The 23,306-nt window shown below is 34.7% G+C and carries 23 protein-coding genes; 14 read left to right on the forward strand and 9 right to left on the reverse strand.

Features of this window, described 5'->3' with window-relative positions:
- Positions 1-22 precede the first annotated feature (22 nt).
- The 4 genes from AO58_RS0106010 to rlmH all read left to right on the forward strand — a co-directional run bounded on the left by AO58_RS0106010 (position 23) and on the right by rlmH (position 4,022).
- Positions 23-1,327, forward strand: a complete 1,305-nt coding sequence (locus AO58_RS0106010) for an amidohydrolase family protein (protein ID WP_024980838.1) — start codon at positions 23-25, stop codon at positions 1,325-1,327.
- A 5-nt stretch (positions 1,328-1,332) separates the two neighbouring features.
- Positions 1,333-1,707 carry a PH domain-containing protein gene (locus AO58_RS0106015; protein WP_024980839.1) on the forward strand — a complete coding sequence of 125 codons (375 nt, stop codon included), beginning with the start codon at positions 1,333-1,335 and terminating at the stop codon, positions 1,705-1,707.
- A gap of 298 nt (positions 1,708-2,005) precedes the next feature.
- Positions 2,006-3,331 (forward strand): ammonium transporter, encoded by a 1,326-nt coding sequence (locus AO58_RS0106025; protein ID WP_024980840.1) that lies wholly within the window; start codon positions 2,006-2,008, stop codon positions 3,329-3,331.
- 217 nt (positions 3,332-3,548) lie between these two features.
- Positions 3,549-4,022: a 23S rRNA (pseudouridine(1915)-N(3))-methyltransferase RlmH gene (gene rlmH / locus AO58_RS0106035; protein WP_024980841.1), complete on the forward strand. Its 474-nt coding sequence runs from the start codon at positions 3,549-3,551 to the stop codon at positions 4,020-4,022.
- A gap of 280 nt (positions 4,023-4,302) precedes the next feature.
- Here rlmH and AO58_RS0106040 read toward each other — a convergent pair whose 3' ends face one another.
- Complete coding sequence (locus AO58_RS0106040) at positions 4,303-5,883, reverse strand: NADP-dependent glyceraldehyde-3-phosphate dehydrogenase (RefSeq protein WP_024980842.1); 1,581 nt, start codon at positions 5,881-5,883, stop codon at positions 4,303-4,305.
- Between the two features lie 49 nt (positions 5,884-5,932).
- Positions 5,933-6,247, reverse strand: a complete 315-nt coding sequence (locus AO58_RS0106045; protein ID WP_024980843.1) for a rhodanese-like domain-containing protein — start codon at positions 6,245-6,247, stop codon at positions 5,933-5,935.
- Between the two features lie 282 nt (positions 6,248-6,529).
- On the opposite strand from AO58_RS0106045, the gene AO58_RS0106050 reads away from it, so the two are divergent.
- The 10 genes from AO58_RS0106050 (at position 6,530) to cydB (ending at position 14,294) form a co-directional block, all read left to right on the forward strand.
- The gene (locus AO58_RS0106050; RefSeq protein ID WP_024980844.1) at positions 6,530-7,159 is read left to right on the forward strand and encodes a Crp/Fnr family transcriptional regulator; all 630 of its coding nucleotides are present in this window, start codon (positions 6,530-6,532) and stop codon (positions 7,157-7,159) included.
- A 220-nt stretch (positions 7,160-7,379) separates the two neighbouring features.
- Positions 7,380-8,165: a sulfite exporter TauE/SafE family protein gene (locus AO58_RS0106055; RefSeq protein ID WP_024980845.1), complete on the forward strand. Its 786-nt coding sequence runs from the start codon at positions 7,380-7,382 to the stop codon at positions 8,163-8,165.
- 77 nt (positions 8,166-8,242) lie between these two features.
- A complete protein-coding gene (locus AO58_RS0106060; protein WP_024980846.1) occupies positions 8,243-9,658 on the forward strand; it encodes an MBL fold metallo-hydrolase in 1,416 nt (471 codons plus the stop codon).
- Between the two features lie 116 nt (positions 9,659-9,774).
- Entirely contained in the window at positions 9,775-9,978 is a 204-nt protein-coding gene (locus tag AO58_RS0106065; protein WP_024980847.1) for a YgaP family membrane protein, read from the forward strand.
- Positions 9,979-9,980: 2 nt separating this feature from the next.
- Positions 9,981-10,814: a methyltransferase domain-containing protein gene (locus AO58_RS0106070; protein ID WP_024980848.1), complete on the forward strand. Its 834-nt coding sequence runs from the start codon at positions 9,981-9,983 to the stop codon at positions 10,812-10,814.
- A gap of 285 nt (positions 10,815-11,099) precedes the next feature.
- A complete protein-coding gene (locus tag AO58_RS0106075; protein ID WP_024980849.1) occupies positions 11,100-11,288 on the forward strand; it encodes a hypothetical protein in 189 nt (62 codons plus the stop codon).
- 11 nt (positions 11,289-11,299) lie between these two features.
- On the forward strand, positions 11,300-11,602 hold the full coding sequence (gene trxA / locus AO58_RS0106080) for a thioredoxin (protein ID WP_024980850.1): 303 nt from the start codon (positions 11,300-11,302) through the stop codon (positions 11,600-11,602).
- Positions 11,599-11,793 carry a hypothetical protein gene (locus AO58_RS0106085; RefSeq protein ID WP_024980851.1) on the forward strand — a complete coding sequence of 65 codons (195 nt, stop codon included), beginning with the start codon at positions 11,599-11,601 and terminating at the stop codon, positions 11,791-11,793. The genes trxA and AO58_RS0106085 overlap by 4 nt, the downstream gene beginning before the upstream one ends.
- 102 nt (positions 11,794-11,895) lie before the next feature.
- Complete coding sequence (locus tag AO58_RS0106090; RefSeq protein WP_024980852.1) at positions 11,896-13,236, forward strand: cytochrome ubiquinol oxidase subunit I; 1,341 nt, start codon at positions 11,896-11,898, stop codon at positions 13,234-13,236.
- A 20-nt stretch (positions 13,237-13,256) separates the two neighbouring features.
- Positions 13,257-14,294, forward strand: a complete 1,038-nt coding sequence (gene cydB / locus AO58_RS0106095; protein ID WP_024980853.1) for a cytochrome d ubiquinol oxidase subunit II — start codon at positions 13,257-13,259, stop codon at positions 14,292-14,294.
- Between the two features lie 13 nt (positions 14,295-14,307).
- Here the strand turns inward: cydB and AO58_RS17545 are convergent, their stop codons facing one another.
- The 7 genes from AO58_RS17545 to AO58_RS0106130 all read right to left on the reverse strand — a co-directional run bounded on the left by AO58_RS17545 (position 14,308) and on the right by AO58_RS0106130 (position 23,237).
- Positions 14,308-16,254, reverse strand: a complete 1,947-nt coding sequence (locus AO58_RS17545) for a PAS domain-containing hybrid sensor histidine kinase/response regulator (protein ID WP_024980854.1) — start codon at positions 16,252-16,254, stop codon at positions 14,308-14,310.
- Positions 16,255-16,584: 330 nt separating this feature from the next.
- On the reverse strand, positions 16,585-16,995 hold the full coding sequence (locus tag AO58_RS0106105; protein WP_024980855.1) for an ankyrin repeat domain-containing protein: 411 nt from the start codon (positions 16,993-16,995) through the stop codon (positions 16,585-16,587).
- Positions 16,996-17,223: 228 nt separating this feature from the next.
- The gene (locus AO58_RS0106110; protein ID WP_024980856.1) at positions 17,224-17,979 is read right to left on the reverse strand and encodes a hypothetical protein; all 756 of its coding nucleotides are present in this window, start codon (positions 17,977-17,979) and stop codon (positions 17,224-17,226) included.
- A gap of 230 nt (positions 17,980-18,209) precedes the next feature.
- A complete protein-coding gene (locus AO58_RS0106115; RefSeq protein WP_024980857.1) occupies positions 18,210-19,160 on the reverse strand; it encodes a phosphoribosylaminoimidazolesuccinocarboxamide synthase in 951 nt (316 codons plus the stop codon).
- A gap of 83 nt (positions 19,161-19,243) precedes the next feature.
- Positions 19,244-21,601 carry a S9 family peptidase gene (locus AO58_RS0106120; protein WP_035717417.1) on the reverse strand — a complete coding sequence of 786 codons (2,358 nt, stop codon included), beginning with the start codon at positions 21,599-21,601 and terminating at the stop codon, positions 19,244-19,246.
- A 184-nt stretch (positions 21,602-21,785) separates the two neighbouring features.
- A complete protein-coding gene (locus AO58_RS0106125; protein WP_024980859.1) occupies positions 21,786-22,397 on the reverse strand; it encodes a DUF502 domain-containing protein in 612 nt (203 codons plus the stop codon).
- Positions 22,398-22,421: 24 nt separating this feature from the next.
- Positions 22,422-23,237 carry a Cof-type HAD-IIB family hydrolase gene (locus AO58_RS0106130; RefSeq protein ID WP_024980860.1) on the reverse strand — a complete coding sequence of 272 codons (816 nt, stop codon included), beginning with the start codon at positions 23,235-23,237 and terminating at the stop codon, positions 22,422-22,424.
- Positions 23,238-23,306 lie beyond the last annotated feature (69 nt).

Consider the following 23,306-nt stretch of genomic DNA (forward strand, 5'->3'; position numbering starts at 1 on the left):
CGAACACCAAATTTTAAAAAAGATGAACATAAAAATAGCACTTTTATTGGCCACTCTAGGTTTTTCAACACTTAGTCAAGCCCAACAAATACCTGCGCCACCACAATCTCAATCGATACTTATCCTTAATGCCACAGCTCATTTAGGAACAGGTGAAGTTATTGAAAATGCAGCCATTGGTTTTAAAGATGGAAAAATTACTTTGGTAGCCAATGCACAACAAATAAAATTAGCCAAAGATGCGTACAATACAACAATAGATGCCACTGGAAAACACGTATATCCGGGATTTATTGTACCCAATTCAACTTTGGGATTGGTAGAAATAGACGCGGTAAAATCTTCGGATGATGAGGAAGAAATTGGAACTTTTAACCCCAACGTTAGAAGTATTGTGGCCTACACTGCCGATTCAAAAGTGATTGAAACCGTTCGCCCAAACGGAATTTTGATGGCTCAAATCACACCAAGAGGAGGACGAATCTCTGGTAGTTCTTCTATTGTACAATTAGATGCTTGGCACTGGAAAGAAGCACTAATAAAAGAGAACGATGGTATCCACATTAATCTTCCTGCTACTTTTAGAAGAGGTGGCTGGTGGGCAGAACCAGGTTCTATCGAGCCAAATAAAGAGTACAACAAACAACTGCAAGAATTAAATGCTTTTTTCAAAAGTGCGAAAGCTTATTTAGGCGGTACCTCAGACAGCAGAAATTTAGTTACTGAAGCTACGAAAGGCCTATTCGACGGAACTCAAACCTTGTTCATTCACGCGGATGAAGAAAAACAAATAACGGATGGTATTCAATTAGCTCTTGAGAACGGAATTAAAAAAATGGTGATTGTTGGCGGATTTGAAGCCTATAAAGTAGCGCCACTTTTGCTTAAAAACAATATTGGTGTACTTTTAAGAAGAATTCACGATATGCCTACCAACGAAGACCAAGATATCGATTTACCCTATAAAATGGCCAAAATATTAACTGATAAAGGAATTCTGGTTGGTCTAGAAAATAGCGGAAGTAAAGAAAGAATGAGTTCAAGAAACCTTCCCTTTTTGGCAGGAACTTGTGTAGCTTATGGCTTAGACAAAGAAAAAGCGTTACAATTAATCACTTTGAATACCGCTAAGTTATTAGGCATTGACCAACAATGTGGTTCATTAGAAGAAGGCAAAGATGCTACACTTTTCATCTCAGAAGGCGATGCTTTAGATATGAGAACTAACAAATTAACCCATGCCTTTATCCAAGGAAGAATGATTAGTTTAGCGACGCATCAAACAAAACTTAGTGATAAATACAAAGCAAAATACAATCAAAAATAAACACTATGGGACTATTCAATGCCATTTTAGGAAACGCCTCAGAAGTAACTATCGAAAGTGCTTCTAAAGAGTTTGAACCAATATTAATTGAAGGCGAAGTAATCGAAAAAGCCTTTAGATTACTAAAAGATATGTTTGTTTTTACCAACAAAAGATTAATACTAGTCGAAAAACAATTAGTGGGTTCAAAAGTGGATTACTTATCCATTCCCTACCAAAACATCAAAAAATTCTCTAAAGAAAGTGCCGGAATCTTAGACATGGATGCCGATTTAAAAATTTGGCTGAACAACGAACCTATTCCTATTACCAAACAATTTGGTAAAGGTGGCAATAATATCAACGAAGTATATCGTATTTTGAGTGAGCATACTTTATAAATAAAGGTTTTTTTTTTTGAATTTAAAAAGGAGACATTTCGCAAAATGTCTCCTTTCTTTTTATACAAAAAAGAGAACATCAAGGCCTTGACCACTCAAAATTTTACTTTTTTTCATTTAAAGAAAAAAAACTCGCATTAATAAAATGCAAAATAATTCATCAAAAATAAAAACTACCCTTAAAATTCAAGGGGGTAAACTATCAAATTAATAAAAATTAATTTTTAATTATGATTTTTTATAGGGGTTTAAAATGATTTTATATTTTTAGCCTATAATTAAACTAAAACTAAAAAATATGCGAAAAATTATTTTGAGTGTGATACTGATCACAATTTTGGTATTATCCATTTTTTCAATCTATTTCCAAACCGAAGCTGCAACATTAGGCGCTCACGTGGTAGCCTTAAAATTAGATACCGGTGATACCGCATGGATGATTGTTGCCTCAGCTCTAGTACTATTAATGACACCAGGTCTTGGATTTTTTTACGGAGGTATGGTTGGCAAAAAGAATGTAATTAGTACTATGTTACAGAGTTTCATGGCTATGGTCATTGTTACTGTATTATGGGTAGTAGTTGGATTCGGATTATGCTTCGGTCCTTCTGTAGGAGGAATTATTGGAGATCCTTCAAGTAACTTTATGTTTCAAGGAGTTAACGCTTCAACCGCTTGGGAATTAGCACCAACTATCCCGTTTATATTATTTGCCTTCTTCCAAGCCAAATTTGCGATTATCACACCCGCATTAATCACTGGCGCATTTGCAGAGCGTGTTCGCTTCTGGGCTTACTTATTATTCATGGTTTTATTCATATTATTCATATACGCTCCATTATGTCACATGACTTGGCATCCTGATGGATTATTCTTCGGATGGGGAGTTTTAGACTTTGCTGGAGGAACTGTAGTTCACATGAGCGCTGGATGGGCTGCTTTGGCAGGTGCCATGTTCTTAGGCAAAAGAAAAGTACAAAAAGTCAACCCAGCTCGTATCACTTATGTATTACTAGGAACTGGTTTATTATGGTTTGGCTGGTTTGGTTTCAATGCAGGTTCTGCAGTTGGAGCTAGTGGCTTAGCTTCGCAAGCTTTGGGAACTACAACTGTTGCTGCTGCTGCTGCCGCTATGACATGGGTGTTTTTTGATAAAATTCAAGGACATAAATTATCAGCTATGGGTGCGTGTATTGGAGCTGTTGTTGGTCTAGTAGCCGTAACACCTGCTGCAGGTTTCGTAACTATTCCTCATGCAATTGCCATTGGAATCATTGCTAGCGTGGTAAGTAATGTTGTTTGTAGCAAATTCCCTAAAGGAAAAATTGATGACGCTTTAGACGTATTTGCTTGTCATGGTGTTGGTGGTATGGTAGGAATGCTTTTAACTGGTGTTTTTGCATCAAAAGCAGTAAACCCAATAGTTGGTGACAACGAAGGTCTTTTATTTGGTGACGCAACTTTATTTTTAATTCAATTAAAAGCTTTGGTACTAGTGTCTGTTTTCGCTTTTGCTGCTTCTTATGCTTTATTCTTTATTGTAAACAAAATTACTCCATTACGTGTAAGTGAAGATAAAGAAGAACTAGGATTAGACATTTCTCAACACGGAGAATTTCTATAAACTACAATGTCCCAAAAACCAAAAAAATAGCTGTTTCAAAAGAGACAGCTATTTTTTTTATTTCAAGTATGTAGCAATTACAATCTTGATTTTGCGATAAAAATTTAAGTAATCAAGACCACACCAAAAACAACCTTCTTGAATAAGTTGTAAACCACAGGTAAAATCACCAATTTTCATCTCAATTTTCTACTTTTGTAAATTGAACACTATACAGATGAATATCAAATTAATCACTATTGGAAAAACGGATAATAAATCACTTCAAACTTTGATTGATGATTATACCAAAAGATTGTCTTTTTACATCAAATTTGAACTTGAAATCATTCCAGACATTAAGAATGTAAAAAACTTATCCGAAAGTCAACAAAAAGAAAAAGAAGGACAACTTATTTTATCCAAAATATCACCAACCGACCAACTACTACTTTTGGACGAAAATGGCAAAAAATTTTCAAGCGTTGCATTTTCTCTTGAACTTCAAAAAAAAATGAATTCAGGTATTAAAACCTTGGTTTTTGTAATTGGAGGCCCCTACGGATTCTCTGATACGGTTTACGCAGCAGCACAAGGCAAAATATCTCTCTCAGACATGACCTTTTCGCATCAAATGGCTCGACTTTTCTTTATTGAGCAATTGTATCGTGGCTATACTATTTTGCGAAACGAACCCTATCATCATCAATAAATTTTAATTCTTATAAAAAAAGCTGTCCGAAAATTACTTCTTGGACAGCTTTTTTTGTTGCTTTATGAATACTACGCTTAATTCTATCTAGCACGGAATTTTGCGTTAGGGATTACTTCACTTATACTATTTTCATAGGAATTCAGCGAACTTCGTTTGCAGTGAAAATCCTTTTTGAGGCTTTTTCTGCCTCAAAAAGATTGTAACGTAAAGCCCGACTCTTGTGGTAACGCCCAAAAAGTACGATTTAAAAAAAACTTTGTGCTGAAATATCAATGTATTACAATATATAATCGGTATTAATAAAATTGGATTCTTTACTATTCAATAATTCTTGCAGAATTGCATTGTTATAGGCATTGTCTTTAGAAGCCACAAAGGTGCGGATAGAGAAAGAACGCAAAGCATCATGAATACTCAAGGTACCTACAGCAGAATCTTTACGACCTGTAAATGGAAACACATCCGGACCTCTTTGACAAGAACTATTCAAATTCACTCTACACACTAAATTAACCAAAGCATCAATTAGCGGGGCAATGGTTTTGATATCTTGACCAAAAAGACTCACTTGTTGTCCATAACTAGATGCTGCCATGTCATTTAAAGGTTCTTGAATATCTTTGAAAGTCAAAATAGGAACGATAGGACCAAATTGCTCTTCGTGATATACACGCATGTCTTTATTTACTGGAAAAACAACCGCTGGAAAAATTGAATTCTCTGTTCTTCGACCTCCTTTTGCATTGATCACTTTAGCACCTTTTGCGGTAGCGTCATCAATTAATTCTTGAATATAATTTGGCTTTTCTACTTCAGGCAGTGGTGTTAACATTACACCTTTCTCCCAAGGATTTCCGTATTTCAATTCATCGACTTTGGCTGCAAAACGAGCATTAAACTCTTCTGCAATAGATTCGTGTACATATAACACTTTCAAAGCGGTGCATCGTTGTCCATTAAAAGAAAGCGATCCTGCGATACATTCTTGAATTGCTAAATCCAAATCGGCATCTGGCAAAACAATTGCTGGATTCTTGGCTTCTAATCCTAAGATTAAACGTAAGCGATTCTTGTTGGGATGCTGGTCCTGTAAAGCTATCGCAGATTTACTATTTCCAATCAGAGCCAACAAATCTACTTTACCGGATTGCATTACTGGCGTAGCCACTTCTCGGCCTCTACCATACAAAATATTAATAACCCCTTTTGGGAAACTATTTCTAAACGCTTCCAACAAAGGAGATATTAACAAAACACCATGTTTTGCTGGCTTAAAGATTACAGGATTCCCCATTATCAATGCAGGAATCAGCAATGAAAAAGTCTCATTTAAAGGATAATTGTAAGGACCTAAACAAAGAACCACTCCTAATGGCCCTCTTCGTACCATTGCATTTACTCCCTGTACTTTTTCAAAATGAGCACTGTGACTATTCAATTCCTTAAGACTTTCAATGGTATCATAAATATATTCTACCGTTCTATCAAATTCTTTTTCGGAATCCCCTAAGGATTTTCCTATTTCCCACATCAACAACTTGACAACTTCTGTTCTGGTGCTTTTCATTTGCCCCACGAAGTTTTCCATACACTTAATACGATCCGAAACTTTCATAGTAGGCCATAAACCTTGCCCATTTTTGTACGCATTATAAGCCGCATCAACTGCCTCTAGGGCTTCTGTTTCACCCATAAAAGGTATAGATCCCAATAAAGTAGGCTCATAATTTGGTGTAGAAGAAATGGTAGAATAAACTGGAGTTGTTTTCCCTGTCCACTTTTTCAATTCTCCATTCACCAAAAAGGTGTCTTGATGTATTACATTTTTTATTTGATATTCTTCAGGAATCATAGTCATTACTTCATTTTGTTTAAATTGATTTTTTTTGATGGAGCTTCAATACTTCTTATTCTGGAGCAACCACCTCGCCATTCCAGTCCAAAATACCTCCCATTAAATTGAAAGCATTTTCAAAACCTAGTTCGTTCATGATTTCACAAGCCTTTGCACTTCTTGCTCCCGAACGACAATATACATAGTAGCTTTTGGTTTTATCTAACGCTTCAAGAGCCGAAATAAAAATGGGACCTTGATGAATATCAATATTTATAGCTGATGCTATAATACCATCATTGTATTCTTGTTCAGTTCTTACATCTAGTATAACTGCATTTGAATCGGCTTCTAATTGCTCAATCCAATCTTCTTGTGTTAAATTCATAGTTGTCTTTTTGGTAAAAATACAATGTTTTACAAAAACAAAAAGGGGCAAAATTGTTAAATGGATAATAATTCAATGAAAACGATATCGTAAAATACAAACAATAATAAAACTTATTTTTTTGCCATTTTACAAACAATAAAGCAAAATAAATCCCAAATTTTAAAACTCTTATTTAAAAAATAACAGATTATCAATTGCATAAGCAAAAATCAACAAAAATAGCACTAAATTATTTCCATTATATTTGTATGGACAAGAACAACCAATCCGTATTTTAAAATGAGTACCCATATAAAACAAACCTTTCCTTCTTTTTCTAATTCATTACTTGAGCAAATTGACCAAAATGCAAAAGAACAAGTTTTTCCGGCAGGAACAGTAATCATGCGCACAGGACAATACATTAAAAATACAATGCTTGTCATTAGTGGTAAAATTAAAATCTACCGTGAAGATGAGGATGGTGGCGAATTTTTCATGTATTATTTACAACCCGGTCAAGCTTGTGCGCTTTCAATGGTTTGTGCCACACGAAGCGAAAAGAGCCAAATAATGGCCAAAGTAGTCGAAGAAGCCGAAGTCATAACGATACCTTTGAGCTTAATGGACAAATGGATGATGGAGCACCGCTCTTGGTACGAATTTGTTGTAGCCACCTATCGCAACCGTTTTGAAGAAGTTTTAGAAGTATTGGACAGTGTGGCTTTTAGAGCGATGGATGAACGCTTGGAATTTTACTTAAAACGTCAAGTAGCCTCATGCGGATGTAACGATTTAAAATTATCACATCAAGAAATTGGTAGTGATTTAAACACCTCTAGAGAAGTAATTTCTCGACTGCTAAAAAAAATGGAACAAAGAGGGTTGTTAAAACTTCATCGCAACCATATTGAACTTTTGACTTTATAAAACCAATTACAACTCTATACACAAATATACCATAAAGATTCATAGACAAACCCATAGTTTACCTATTGTTTTTTCTTTTAGCAACATGTCACTTATTTGAGACAATCGACAACAAAATACGACACTATACTAAGTGTATTGTTGTCATTGCCCAGTAATGTGACTAAAATTACACTATCCACCAAAGTAAAGTAACATCTTTGCATCATAAAATCTAATTATGGAATATATCGGCTATTTAGCGTCTATTATTATTGGTTTATCCTTGGGGCTTATTGGAGGTGGAGGATCTATTTTGACCATACCAATTTTGGTATATTTATTCAAAATCAACCCGGAATTAGCCACTAGTTATTCTTTATTTATTGTTGGGTTATCTTCCTTATTTGGGTGTTTTAGCCATTATCGAATGGGGCATTTAAAAATCAAAGCCGCTTTGTATTTTGCAGTACCGTCAGTGGTTTCTATCTTGATAATAAGAGAAGTCATTTTTCCAAAAATCGCTTCAACCTTATTCTCGATTGCAAGTTATCAAGTCTCAAAAGACTTTTTAATTATGATTGTTTTTTCGGTTTTAATGATTTTAGCCGCCGTTTCTATGATCCGAAAAAATCTTCCTGAAATTACAGCTACAACCACCAATTACTCACAATTGAGTTTTATTGGTTTTATTGTTGGCATTATTACGGGCTTTTTGGGCGCTGGTGGCGGTTTTTTAATCATACCCGCTTTACTTTTTTTTGCTAATCTCCCCATGAAACAAGCCGTTGGCACTTCATTGTTAATTATTTTTATTAATTCAGCCATTGGTTTTGCAGGTGATGTATATATAGGCACGCCAATCAATTATGCTTTTTTACTAACCATCGCTGCGATGGCCTTTATCGGAATTTTGATAGGTACGCGACTCTCTAAAAAAATAGATGGCACCAAACTCAAACCTCTTTTCGGCTGGTTCATATTAGTAATGGGAATTTACATCATTTCAAAAGAGCTCTTTTTTTAGTCATAACTTAGTAACATTTATCACATTATTTATCAAAATTCAATGCTACTTTTGTATAGCAAATAAATCCAAATACCATGCAAATAGAACAAATTTATACCGGTTGCTTAGCGCAAGGAGCGTATTACATTACTTCAAATGGCGAAGCGGCCATTATAGACCCGTTACGTGAGGTACAACCCTATTTATCTCGTTTAGAACGCGATCGTGTACAGCTAAAATACATTTTCGAAACTCATTTTCATGCAGATTTTGTATCAGGTCACCTAGATTTAAGTAAGGCTACTGGCGCACCTATTGTTTATGGACCCACTGCTAAACCAGAATTCGAGGCGCTAGTTGCCAAAGATCATCAGGTTTTTGAAATCGGAAACATCAAAATCAAAGTATTGCACACCCCTGGTCACACCATGGAAAGTTCCACTTACTTGCTGTTGGATGAAAACGGCAAAGAACACGCTATTTTCTCTGGCGACACCTTATTTATTGGCGATGTTGGACGCCCAGATTTAGCTCAAAAAGCAGCAGCAATGACACAAGAACAATTGGCTGGTATTCTTTTTCATTCTTTAAGAGACAAAGTAATGACCTTGCCTGACGATGTTATTGTGTATCCCGCTCATGGCGCCGGCAGTGCGTGTGGCAAAAACATGAGTAAAGAAACCGTTTCCACCATTGGACAACAAAAAGCGACCAACTATGCTTTGAGAGCTAACATGACCGAAGCTGAATTTATCAAAGAGGTAACCGATGGATTATTACCTCCACCCGCTTATTTCGGAATGAACGTTGCTATGAACAAAAAGGGATACGAAAGTTTTGAAAAGGTATTACATAATGGAATGAGAGCGCTATCGGTAGCCGACTTTGAAAGAATAGCCGAAGAAACTGGCGCTTTGATTTTAGACACCCGAAACAATGGTGATTTTTACAAAGCCTTCATTCCACAATCCATAAATATAGGCATTAATGGTGATTTTGCTCCTTGGGTAGGTGCAATGATTGCCGATGTACAGCAACCTATTCTTTTGGTAACAGAACTCGAAAAAGAAGAAGAAACCGTCACTCGATTAAGTCGTGTAGGTTTTGACCAAATTTTAGGGCACTTAGAAGGGGGATTTGAATCGTGGGTAAAAGCAAATAAAGAAATTGACACCATTAATAGAATTACTCCTACGGTGTTTGAAGAAAAATTAAATACGGCAAACGACCTAATCATAGACATTAGAAAGGAAAGCGAGTACAGTGCTGAGCATGTTGCAGAAGCCTATAACAAACCCTTGTCTGCTATCAACGATTGGATTACAACTATAGATCCGAAACAACATTTTTACATGCATTGTGCCGGTGGTTACCGAAGCATGATTGCTGCCTCAATCTTACAAGCACGCGGCTTTAGAAACTTCACCGAAATTGAAGGGGGCTTTAATGCTATTGCCAAAACAACGGTCCCAAAAACAGATTTTGTTTGCCAAAGTAAAGTGTTGAAGTAAAAATAAGACAATAGATTAAAAACCAAGAAGCAAAACAAGTGAGGAAAATATAATTGAAACTCCCACACTTATTTTATAATACACTGAAATTAAACCATTAACTCAATCAAAGTATCATGAAAAAAAACATGGGAATAACCGATAAAAGAATTCGAGTGTTGATCGCAATTGTAATTGCTTCGCTTTATTATACTAAAGTGATTGACGGAACCATGGCTATAGTATTATTAGCACTGGCTATTGTGTTTTTGTTGACTAGTTTTATTAGTTTTTGTCCATTGTATTTACCCTTCGGGATATCGACCATTAAGAAAAAATAAGCATGAAAGACTTGAATTGTTGCGTAACGAGTTGCGAGAAACCGTTAGACGAATCCTATTGGAATATGCAATACCAATCTCAAACTACAGGTTGGGATTTGGGCGCGGTTTCGCCTCCTATTAAAGAATATATCGATCAGTTGAAGGATCCCAGTATTTCGATACTAATTCCGGGCTGTGGCAATACGTATGAAGCTGAATACCTCTTAGAAAAAGGGTTTACCAATATCACCGTAATTGATATTGCGCCAACTTTGGTTGAAAAATTAAAACGAAAATTTAAAAATACTACTGCTATACGAGTACTTTTGGGTGATTTTTTCGAACTTCAAGATCGTTATGATTTGATTCTGGAACAAACTTTTTTCTGTGCTTTGCCCCCGCACATGCGTCAGCAATACGTTTGGAAAATGCATCAACTTTTGACAGAAAATGGCAAAATAGTAGGATTATTTTTTAATCGTGATTTCGAAATAAGTCCGCCTTTTGGCGGCAATCAGAAAGAGTATGAAAAATTATTTGCACCAGCTTTTGATCTAAAAACACTCTCGGTGTGTGTAAACTCGGCTTCACCAAGAGCTGCTACAGAACTGTTTTTTATTTTTCAAAAAAAGGCAAAAGTAATTGTACAATACTTTACACTACAAGGTGTTACTTGCTCGAATTGCACTAAAACGATTCTTGATAAAATACACGCTATTCCGGGTGTAATTGATGCACAAATCAATGCTTCTTTTTCGGATTTGATTGTCACTAGTACCAATGAAATTGCATTAAAAACCCTAGTTGACTTACTAGCCTATGAGCCCGAATATAGTATTGCATTACAACTGTAAATTGGAGTATTAGCATAATGCTTTGTGTTCTTTTATACAAAAAGTCTATCTTTTAGAGTAGAACAAGAATGAGTTGATACCATTTAACAATAGTGATTTCAATAACAGATAGAAAAAATGATACTAGAAAAGCAAATTGTATCTCTATAACCCCGGTAGGAGCGGCATCCTTTGCTTTTTTGATTAAAAAAAAGCAAAGATATAGCGGATAACGGGACGATGTTGCCTAAGAAGCCTCATATGCCCGTTTCAAAAAATTAATAAAAATTACACTTTAAGATAATAATGAAGAGACAATTATTTAGCAACTGGCACTTGATGCGCTGGATTAGATTGGCTTTTGCCTTGTTTTTGTTAGGAGAGGCGTATGCTACACGAGAATGGTTTTTTATCATTTTCGGCTTGTTTTTCCTGCTTCAAGCTTTGTTTAACGCAGGTTGTGGTGCCAATGGTTGCGCTATGCCAAAAAAATAATTTGAGATACCATGAATAATTTTCAACAACTGATAGCTTCAGACCAAGCTGTTTTGGTCGATTTTTTTGCTACTTGGTGCGGGCCTTGTCAAATGCTAAGTCCAATTTTGAAACAAGTAAAAGAAACACTTGGAGAACGCATTACGATTATCAAAATTGATGTGGATAAAAACCAAGCGATCGCTTCGCAGTTTCAAGTACGCGGGGTACCCACAATGATTTTGTTTCAAAACGGTAAGCAATTGTGGCGTCAATCGGGTGTGGTAAGCAAGGACGAATTGATCCAAATTATCATAGCGAAAAGCAACACATGAGCAAGCAAGGAATTGTGGCCGCCGGGATTGGAATTTTGGTGGGCTTAGTAGCTGGTTATTGGTATTATTCGGCTATTGGATGTGCTTCTGGAAGCTGTTCTATCACCTCGAATCCTGTCAATAGCACCTTGTACGGAGGACTCATTGGAGGGCTAATCGGAAGTTTTTTTGAGAAAAAACGAACAAAATAGGGTTTTCTCAATCGTTTTCTTAAGTTTTTATTGCTATATCTCAAAAAAAAATGAAACTTTCTGTATTCTGATTTATCTTTGTGTGTATAAAAAACACAGAAAATGGACGTAGAAATTTTAGCTCGTATCCAATTTGCCTTTACTATTGCCTTTCATTATATCTACCCCCCGTTAAGTATTGGTCTTGGACTTCTTATTGTACTTTTTGAAAGTATTTACCTAAAAACAGGAAACAAAGAATATGAAATTCTGACTCGTTTTTGGATTAAAATCTTTGCCTTAACCTTTGGAATTGGTGTGGCTACAGGAATTATCATGGAGTTTGAATTTGGTACCAATTGGGCCGTTTATTCAAGGTACGTTGGAGATATTTTTGGAAGTGCTTTAGCTGCCGAAGGATTATTCGCATTTGGATTAGAAAGTACCTTTTTGGGGATTTTACTTTTTGGTTGGAATCGAGTAAAACCTTGGGTACATTTGGTTTCAACTATTGGTGTGTTCTTAGGATCTATGTTTTCGGCCGTTTGGATTGTTGTGGCTAACTCTTGGCAACAAACTCCAGCAGGCTATCACATTGTAGGTGAAGGACTCAATGCCCGAGCTGAAGTCACTGACTTTTGGGCAATGGTTTTCAATCCTTCTAGCGTAGACCGATTAATTCATACTTGGCAAGGCGCTTTCTTGGCTGGTGCTTTTTTAGTGTTAAGTGTTCATGCTTATTACTTGCGAAAAGGACGTTTTGTAGCTATTTCAAAAAAAGCTTTTCCTATTGCTTTGGTTGTGGCCACCGTTTTCTCTTTCGCCCAATTACTTTCTGGTCATAGCTCAGCTGATGGTGTAGCGGTAAATCAACCCGCAAAATTAGCAGCCATGGAAGGGCATTTCGAAAAAGAAGCCCCAGCAGACCTATATCTTTTCGGTTGGGTAAATAAAAAAGATCAAACTGTAACGGGACTAAGTATTCCGGGAGGTTTATCCTTTTTAGTACATCAAGATTTTGAGGCGCCCATAAAAGGTTTAAACGATTTTCCTGAAGAAGATCGACCAGGGCAAATCAACGCCGTATTTCAGTTTTATCATATCATGATTTCTATTGGTATGTTCTTGATTGCACTTACCTTTTTTGCCTGTTATAAATGGTACCGAGGCACATTGTATGAAACAAAATGGCTTTTAGGTGTTTTTGCTTACGCTGTACTCTTACCACAAATTGCCAATCAAGTTGGGTGGTTTGCAGCCGAAATGGGGCGCCAACCTTGGGTGGTGTATGGCCATTTAAGAACCAGTCAAGCGTTTTCTCAAGAAGTTTCATCGCAACAAATTCTATTTTCTTTGATTCTTTTTACCTTGGTGTACACACTTTTATTGCTTTTATTTATTTATTCTGTAAATAAAAAAATAAAACACGGCCCTTACGAACATTCAGATATTGCTTTAAATTAACCCTTTTTATTACAAAACAAATGGAATATTTTTTAGGTATTGATTATCCTACCCTTTGGTATTTAGTTATTGGCTTATTATTTTCTGGTTATGCTATTTTAGAAGGATTTGATTTTGGAGCGGGCGCTTGGCATTTATTTTTCAGAAAAGACATCAGTCGTCGAATTGCCATCAACGCCATTGGTCCTGTTTGGGATGCGAATCAAGTTTGGCTGGTTATAGGTGGAGGCGCATTATTTGCTGGTTTTCCGGTAATGTATGCCACCATGCTTTCGGCAATGTATGTTCCGTTTATGATTTTTTTATTTTTTAATATTTTACGCGCTGCAGCCATCAAATTTAGAAGTGCTGAAGAAATGCTCTGGTGGCGTAAAACTTGGGATATTATATACTGTACCTCTAGCAGTATGATTGCTTTTTTACTTGGAGTTGTTCTTGGAAATATTTTACAAGGATTAGCCTTAGGACCCAATTTTAGTTATAAAGGTGGAGTGATTCTTTCATTTTTGAATCCCTATGCTATCATGGTTGGGTTTACCACCCTATCATTATTCATGACGCAAGGTGCTATTTATTTGTTGCTAAAAACCGAGGGTACACTACATCAACGATTAACTTTTCTATTAAGAAAAGGAATGATTTTTTTCATTGTTAGTTTTGGTATCACTTCTTTGTACACTCTGATTTTTATTCCTGGAGTAACCGAAAATTTCAGACAAAATCCACTCTATTTTGCTGTGCCTGTAATTTCATTTTTAGCCGTAGCCAACGTCCCCCGATTGGTTTCAAAAAAAGAATACATGAAAGCATTAATATTTTCGTCGTTAACTATGTCTTTATTGCTAATGTTGGTGGCTCTTCACCTCTACCCAACCTTGCTCTTATCAACTATTAATCCAGAGTATAGTGTTACTATTTACAATGCTGCATCGTCTCAAAAATCATTAGGGATTATGCTTACCATCGTTGCCATTGGTGCGCCGCTGTTAGGAGCATATTTCTTTTTTCTCTATAAAACCTTTAATGGAAAAGTAAAATTAGACGATACTAGTTATTAATCAATATAAGATATTATTGAATCCATTTTTGAATAATTTGTTGAAAATCTTGTACCAAAATAGGTTTAGAAAGATAGTCATTCATGCCAAATTCAATACATTTTTCACGCTCACCATTTAAGATTCCAGCCGTTAAAGCAATGATAGGAATGTTTTTATATTGCGGTAATTTTCGGATTTCGGCAGTAGCCTCATAACCATTTTTCAGGGGCATTTGAATATCCATTAATATCAAATCAAAAAGTTTGTTTTGAGCTAACTGAATCGCTTCGTCTCCATCATTTGCCTCAGAGATGATAGCATTTGGAAATATTTTTTTTGTCAGTGTTACAGCCAGATAGCGATTTACTTTGTTATCTTCTACAATCAAGACCTTAAAATCATCCCAATTGATTTCATTCGTTTTCTCCATTACAATAGTATCATAATTATTTTGTGTCTGATTTGGTAATTCCTTCAAATTTACGGTAAAATAAAAAACACTTCCTACTCCAACTTGGCTATTTACCTTAAGCTCACTTCCCATTAATCCTAATAACTGATTGCAAATCGTTAACCCAAGACCTGTCCCACCAAATACTCTTGAAGTTGTGGTATCTTCTTGAACAAAAGACTCAAAGATCTTGTCTTGATTTTTTTCTTTTATGCCGATCCCCGTATCTTTAACGGAAAATTGAATAGCAAATACACTTTCTTTAAACCCACCAACCACCTGTATATCAACATGTATTTGACCAATAAATGTAAATTTAATCGCATTACTAATTAAATTCACCAACACTTGTTTGAGACGTAAAGCATCAGCGTATACAAAACAAGGGACATTTTCGTGAATGGTTACCGATAATTCAACTCCTTTTTGCTGTGCTTGAAATTTAAAAAGATGAATGGCTTGCTGCACCAATTCGTACAGATCAACTTGTTCAATATTTAGTTGAAATTTCCCTGCTTCTATTTTGGAAAAATCAAGAATATTATTAATAATTCCTAGCAATGTAATTGCCGATTCGTTGATTGTTTTCAAATATTCAACTTGGTGTTCGTCTAAGTTGGTTGCAGATAATAAGTTTGAAAAACCAATAATACCATTTAAAGGAGTGCGAATTTCATGACTCATATTCGCTAAAAATTCTGATTTGGTTTTATTGGCTTTTTCAGCCTTTTTTTTAGCTTTAATTAAAGCTATTTCTAGTTCCTTCCTTTCTGTAATGTCACGGATTGTACCGACTATAGCATAAGGAATCCCAGAGGCATCACATTTCAAGGATCCTTTACCGTGAAACCAGCGCTCTTTTCCGTCGGAAGGTCGAATAATTTTGTATTCTTTATCAAATGGATGTTTTTGAGTCAATACATCATCCATAATATAATGCTCTAAATCTTGTTTGAAATCAGGATGAACCAAATCAAGCCACATGTGCGAATCAAAAGAGTCAGCTGAGGAAATACCCAAAAGTGTATCTAGAAGCGGAGAGCGAGACCATTTTGCGTTTTTTAAATCTATACTATATGTACCAATACTGGCAATTTGTTGGGTTTCTGTCAAAAACTGTTCTTTTTCTATCAATAAAATTTCAGCCAATTTTCGATGAGAAACATCTCTTAAAATAGAAAGTATTGTGTTATTCGTTAATAATTTAGAGCGAATTTCCAAGTACAGAATAGTGCCATCATTTCTTTTTACTTTCCTTTCCGATTGGACAGATAACCCTTTTCTTAATTTTTTATATTGAAAAGGCTTAATTAAGAGCTCGTCATCGAAAACAAAATCATAGATCGATTTGGTTAACAATTCTTCTTCGGTGAAACCAGATATCGTACAAGTGTTGTCGTTTACACTCAAAATCTGCCCATCAAAAGTAGTTACAACAATAGCATCAAGCATTTGTTTGACCAAAACACGATATTTTTCGTCACACTCTTTTTCTTTTTCAACTTGCGTTACCGAATTTGATATCATAACCTTACTGATTAAAATAGTAACAATTAAATTCGAAGATATATTGGACATACAAAGTAACGAAATTTACATAATTATTTGTTCTAAATCACAAATAAAACACTAAAATCATAAAAATCACAACACTATAATGCTATATAAAGAATAATTAGCTTAAAAATTTAAGACATTGTGAAAAAAAAGAGGTTGTCTAAAAATAAAGACAACCTCTTTTTTTTAAGTAAAATATTTGAATAGCTAACATGAATAATTTTCATATAAAAACTTTTCAGAAAGACATTTGGACTTCTTGTGACACTTTCTTGTTGTACGATTGATAATTCATTACAATTAGCGCTGTACTATAGCGTTGGCGTGATTTAATTGAAGAAAGACAAAAGCCTCTTTTGCATTGGATAATTGAGCATACTTGGCAGCATCGATACCGAAATTTGTTTTCTCATCTACCTTTGCTCCTTTGGCAATTAGTAATTTCATGATTTCGACTTTGTTGTATCGCGCTGCAATCATTAAAGGTGTTAAACCGTATGATTTTTCATTGACATCAGCACCAAAGTCTATTAATTTTTTGATGAATTCCAAATCGCCTTTATAAATTGCGACGTGCAAAGGTGTTGCTTCTCCATATGAAGGAGTCATAACTTTTACTTTAGCAAATGATTTAACGTTTGCCGCTTCTACTTTTGTAGCAAAACTTGATAGTACTACTACTAAACCTAAATAGATGATTGATTTTTTCATGATGATTGTGATTTTTGATTATTGATTGATGATTAAAACTCTATTCAAAAGTAAGGTATTTTTATTTATGTGTATTACAAGGTACTATTTATTAACTAATAATTAACTCACTGTTTAAATACTTGATTTTTAAGTATATTAAAATTAAAACAACCTTAGATTATAGACGTTACCCAATGAATAATGTTACAACACTTTAAATAAATTAACTTTTATTTTGCTTTTAACTTATTGATTAGATTCGATAATGGTATTATCTAAGTAATCTGTAATTATTAAATTCTTTTCGGTCAAAGGATGAGAAGGAATCACGATTGGTTCGTCAAACATTTGTAAAGTTTCAATCCAATTAAAATCTAGAGGCACTTCTGACAAAGCATTGTCCTCACCTACTACATTAAAGTCTACAGTATTACTTTCAATAGTTGAAGAAGGCAAAACTATAGCTTCATCATACATTGCTAACGTATTGATCCCATCAAAATCTAATGTTTGGGTTTCATTTTGATCTACGTCTCCTATTATTGTATATTCTTGATTTAATCTATATTCAAAAGTATACTCTTTGTTTGATGTAAATGGTATTTCGATAGCTTCTTCCTCATATGATAAAGTATTGAATTTATGAAAATCTAAAGCTCTAGTTTCGTCTTTTTCTGTTTCTTCAATGATAGCACTTTCAAAAGAAATACTTTTTTGAGTTGATGAAATCAATTCTAAAACTGTAGGGGTTTCTTCTAAAACAAGTTCTGGCTTTACTAAAACTATTGGACTTTCCTTTTTAACTTCAAAATTTGTTTTAGCCAATTGAACTTTAGAAAAATCTACTGTTGCTTTTTGGTATTCATTTTGTTTAAAACTAGAATTGATTTTGGCTGCTCTTCTAGTTCCTATTTTACCGAAATTATTTTTGTCTAAACGAATTTCTAAAGTTGAAATTAAAACTACTGATACTGCTACTGTGTAAATGATTGATGCTTTCATGATTTTTATTTTTTTAGTTTTTTGATTTGTTGTTTTAAATAATAATATCCTATGCAAATATATATCTTTTAAACAGTATCTTGTTTTGCATAGTACTTATATTTAACAAATAATTAACAAAACACAAAAGATAACCCCTTAAAAAAAAGGAAATTGAAGTATTTACAAACAAAAAAACCTCATACTATTTTCATAGCATGAGGTTTTAAAGAATATGTTTTAGTATCGTTTTATCCTTTTAGATACTCCAAAACATTGTTTTCGATACGTTCATTAATATTTGTAATATCAGCTTTCACAAACTTTTCGCCAATTATATTTTCATACAATTCAATATAACGATCAGAAACTGATTCGATGTATTCCTCTGTCATTTCTGGGATTTGCTGTCCTTCCTTACCTTGAAAACCATTTTCAATCAACCAACGACGCACAAACTCTTTAGATAATTGCTTTTGCTCTTCCCCCTTTTCCTGTCTTTCTTGGTAGCCTTCAGCATAAAAGTAACGAGAAGAATCTGGCGTATGAATTTCATCTATTAAAACGATTTGTCCCTCTTTAGTTTTACCAAATTCATATTTAGTATCTACCAAAATCAAACCACGACTTGCTGCAATTTCAGTACCTCTTTGGAACAAAGCACGAGTATACTTTTCAAGTACTACATAATCTTCCTCGGTCACGATACCGTTTGATAAAATAGCTTCTCTCGAAATATCAGCATCGTGTTCACCATTATCCGCTTTGGTAGTTGGTGTAATTATAGGTTCAGGAAATTTATCATTTTCCTTTAGGCCTTCTGGCATTGCTACTCCGCAAAGTGTTCTTTTTCCCAAAGCATATTCACGAGCCGCATGCCCCGAAAGATATCCACGGATTACCATTTCTACTTTGAAAGGAGTACACAAATGACCAACAGCCACACTTGGATCTGGAGTAGCCACTAACCAATTTGGAACAATGTCTTTAGTCAATTCCATAAACTTAGTAGCAATTTGATTCAGAATCTGTCCTTTGTATGGAATACCTTTTGGCAACACTACATCAAAGGCTGAGAGTCTATCTGTAGCGACCATTACTAAAAGATCATCATTGATATTGTAAACTTCACGAACTTTACCGCGATAAACGGATTTTTGATTCGGAAAATTAAAATTGGTAGTCGTAATCGTTGTACTCATTGTGTTGTTAGTTGTGTGTTTTTTTTAAGATCGCAAATTTAAAACTATTTCTAGGAGCAAGCAAAGAAAAGCGTTGGTATAATTTACTTGGTCTCTTTTTTTCCGATGGTTGCTTCGAACAATTGCAAAATTCTACTGTATTCGTCTATCCAAGAATAAGTTTCTCTAAATCCATGAGCTTCGACTGGAAATGAAGCCAAGCTCCAATTCTTCTTTCCTAGTTCTATAAAACGTTGAGAAATACGAACAATATCTTTGTATTCTACATTATCATCAACCATTCCGTGAAGCATCAACAGATTTCCTTCCAATTTGTCTGCGTAATATATTGGAGAGCTTTTTTGAAAAGCAATAGGATCCGTTTCAGGGAAATTCAAAATATTACCTGTATAGCCATGATTGTAATGTGCCCAATCGGTTACAGATCGTAAAGCTGCGCCCGAGGCAAACTCTTTTGGAGTCGTTAGCATCGCCATCAAAGTAATAAAACCTCCATAAGATCCGCCATAAATCCCTACCCTGTTTGGGTCAATTCCGTATTTGTCTACTAATACTTTTTTTCCATCTATATGATCTGAAAGGTCTTTTCCTCCCATAAAACGATAAATACCCGTTCTTACCTCTCTTCCATACCCATCACTACCTCTGTAGTCAATATCTAGTACGGTATAACCTAAATCCGTCAACAAGTTATGGAACATGTATTCTCTATGATAATTACTCCAATAATTGTGAGCATTTTGCAAATACCCAGCACCATGTACAAAAATTACTGCTGCTTTATTTGCTTTAGTTTCTTCTGGCTGGTACACTCTTGCATAAACGGTAGCACCATCTTGTGCTTTATAGGTAATCACTTCTGGTTTTCTCCATTTGTAGCTTCTGAAAGCTTCGGTAGTAGAACTTGTAATAGGACTAAGTTTTGCGTTTTTTATATTAGGCGCCACATATAATTCCCAAGGTTTGTCTTTATAAGAATAACGAACTACTAGTGTCGTTTCATCAGGAGACATGCTTACTTCATGCGCTCCATCGGCAGTCAATATTGGTTGCAGAACCGTATCACTAACATTCAATTTATAAAACTCACGATTGCCAGGATGCGTGGTATTGGTCGACAAATAGAATGTTTTCTTATCTTTTGACAAGGTAACGTCTCGCACTTCCCATTTGCCAGTTGTTACTTGTGTTTTCTTTTTTGTCTTCAAATTATAGGTATACAAATGAGAAAAACCTGTAGCTTCAGATTGGAAATAAATGGTTTCATTATCATACAAAAAGCCCAAATTACCCGAACCAAATGAATAGGAAGGAATGCCAGGTCCACCAATCCAAGCCTCGTCATGTTGGTGGTCTATTTCTTCGAAAGTCCCGTTTTCTAAATTGAGATTTACCAACCAACGCTCTTTGTTGTCTTGGCTTCGGATTTCTACCACCGCAAAGGAACCCGTTTCGTTGTAGACTGGGTCTTGCGCAATAATTAATTTTTCTTCTTTGTCTTTCTTTTTCAGATTATCATATAATGCATAATATTCTGGTTGGTCTTTTATATGTGATAATTTTGAAAAATTGATCATGTATACCGTGTCTTTGGCTACATTATAAATCCCCATTTTCGAATTGACTAGGTTTTTGACAGACACTTTTTCTTTAGTCTCAGGTGATTGGTTGTATCCGTCGGCAGTGATAAAAACTTCCATTTTTTCACTTTTAGTTTTAGCTTCTTCGGTGAGTCTGAATGTAGCATATTGACCATTTGGGTTCATTTTAAAAGCCTCCAAATTATCCTCTCCATACCAATATTCCTTTGGGAAATCCGATTTTATGGCTTTGGCTCTTTCAGCGTTCCATTTTCTTTTAGCCTCTTGGTCTCTAATGAACTGGAACAATTCGGTTTGTTGTGCTTTCAAAAATGATTTATCGTCTTCTTTTTTGTTTTTAGAGGTCCCTTTTTTGAAATTGGTCAGCTGAAGCAATGTACCTGCTTTTGTATCCAACTGCATCAAGTTATCATTTTGTCCAAAAAACAAAACTCCTTCTTTACTTCCTAACTCTAAATTAGTGATAGAAGCAGTAGTAGCATATAGTTTTTTGGTCACTTTATCTTTAATACTATAAGAAAAAATAGCGCCTTTGTTGCTATAATATCCGACAGTACCATTCTTGTTGATTTTGATATTGTATCGAGAGAACGCAGCTTCTTCAGGTGTAGCCAATTTTGGTGCTGTGGTTCCTTTTTGCCAAAAATACGTACTTGCTCCCCATTCTTTATTAGGATTCCATTCAAAAAAAACTTTTTGGCCATCTACTGACCAACGAGGATTTTCGGGTTGCCAGCCAATGAAATCATTTCCTTTCATGATTTCTTCTAACTTAAGTGATTGGCTGAATCCAAAAAAGGAAACTAACAGTAAAAAATAGGGTAATTTGGTTTGAAGCATAGGTATTGTTTGAATTTATTTTTTTTGAGTTATTGTTTTGTTATCATTAATAACGACATGAATAGCAGAATACTAATACACTGGACTAAAGCTATTTATTAGAGAAATTTTAATCAAAATAAAAACTAAAACTACCTCAGATTGTTCTGAGGTAAGGCCTTAAAAAGAGGTAAAAGTAACGTTTTTATTTATTTAATAGTTCGAGAAATCCTTGTCCGTTATTACTGATGGATTGCAATAACTCGGTTTCAGAAACATTATTTAAAATTTTGATCTTATCAGTTGTCGTGAGATAAAAAACAGATTTCAAATTAGTATTGGGATCTATTACATACACCACTGCTTCCTCCTTTTCGTTTTTTTCTTGAAGAAAAGCCGGTATCCAAGAATCATTTTGCATAAACAAAATAGGGATTTTCGGTGGAACAACTGGAAGCACTTCGTCTTTTTTTTCTTCTTTAATAAGTTTTTGTTTCGCTAACTCCTTATGTTTTTCGTAGCCTGGTAAATAAATTTTCAAGTTATTATCTATGGTATCACTAATTCGTTTAAAAAAACTAAGACGAACCAAAAAACCACAAACTACAAGAAAAGCAATCAATAAAATGACCCCAAAAACGTTTGCCATATTTTTTCCTAAAATAGTTTCTAAACCAAAATACTTGGCCATTCCACTACCAAATTTTGCAAAAGCGCCAAATACTTTTTGAAAAATAATCATTAAAACATAAAGGGGTAAAAGAAATAAAACCCCTGCAATTGCGTTGTTTTTTAAATCGTTCCAAAGATCTTTCATACTGTTTTTTTTTTAAGATTAATATTAAATATCGAAATGGTTCATTAGATAATTAGCTACCGCATCCTCTTTATTCGACCCAATAACTTCGAGCTGTCCTAACTTATCTTTTAAAGTATCGGGTGCGTTTTTCATAATCAATCCTTTTTGTACGGAGGCCAACATTCTTTCGTCATTAAATCCGTCTCCAAAGGCCATAGTATTTTGAAAAGAAAAACCTTCCCTATCTAAAATTTTAGCGATAGCCACGCTTTTATCAACAGATGTATCCATAAATTCTAAGCAAAAAGGCAAACTAAAAGCATGGCATAATTTATCGGAGTGATGTTCTAATATTTTGTCTTTGAGAGTTACTAAAACTTCATGTTGATCATGAGTAAAAAAAAGTTTGATGGCACTATAATCAGTAATTGTTTTAAAGTCAACCACCCTAGGCGGATAAGAAGCATCTCGTTGAAAACTATTGATTTTATTGTTTGTTTTAGAAGTCAACCATTCTTTTTCTTTAAATAAAACCGAAGTAATTGATGGATCAATATCCAATTCAAAAACAGCTTCAATTATTTCACTTTTAATGTTGTAAGCAAAAATAAGTTCTTCTTCAGGGCAATGAATTCGCGCTCCATTGGAAGTCACTAAATAAAAAGGGATCTCTAAATCGCAAACAATCGCTTTAGCATCCAAATGATGACGACCAGTTGCGATAATAATCGTGTAACCTTCAAGATGTAATTTTGTAAAAACGCTTTTGGTATAGGGTGAGATTTTATGGTTCTCATTTAAGAGTGTGCCGTCTAAATCAGAAACAATTACTTTTATAGTGTGATCTTCAAACTTCATGTGCTATCTTCTTTTTTGTACAATCTAAAAAAATAAAAGCAAAAAGAAAAACGAACTGTTCGCCTAACT

Source organism: Flavobacterium succinicans LMG 10402 (genome assembly GCF_000611675.1).
Classification (GTDB): domain Bacteria; phylum Bacteroidota; class Bacteroidia; order Flavobacteriales; family Flavobacteriaceae; genus Flavobacterium; species Flavobacterium succinicans.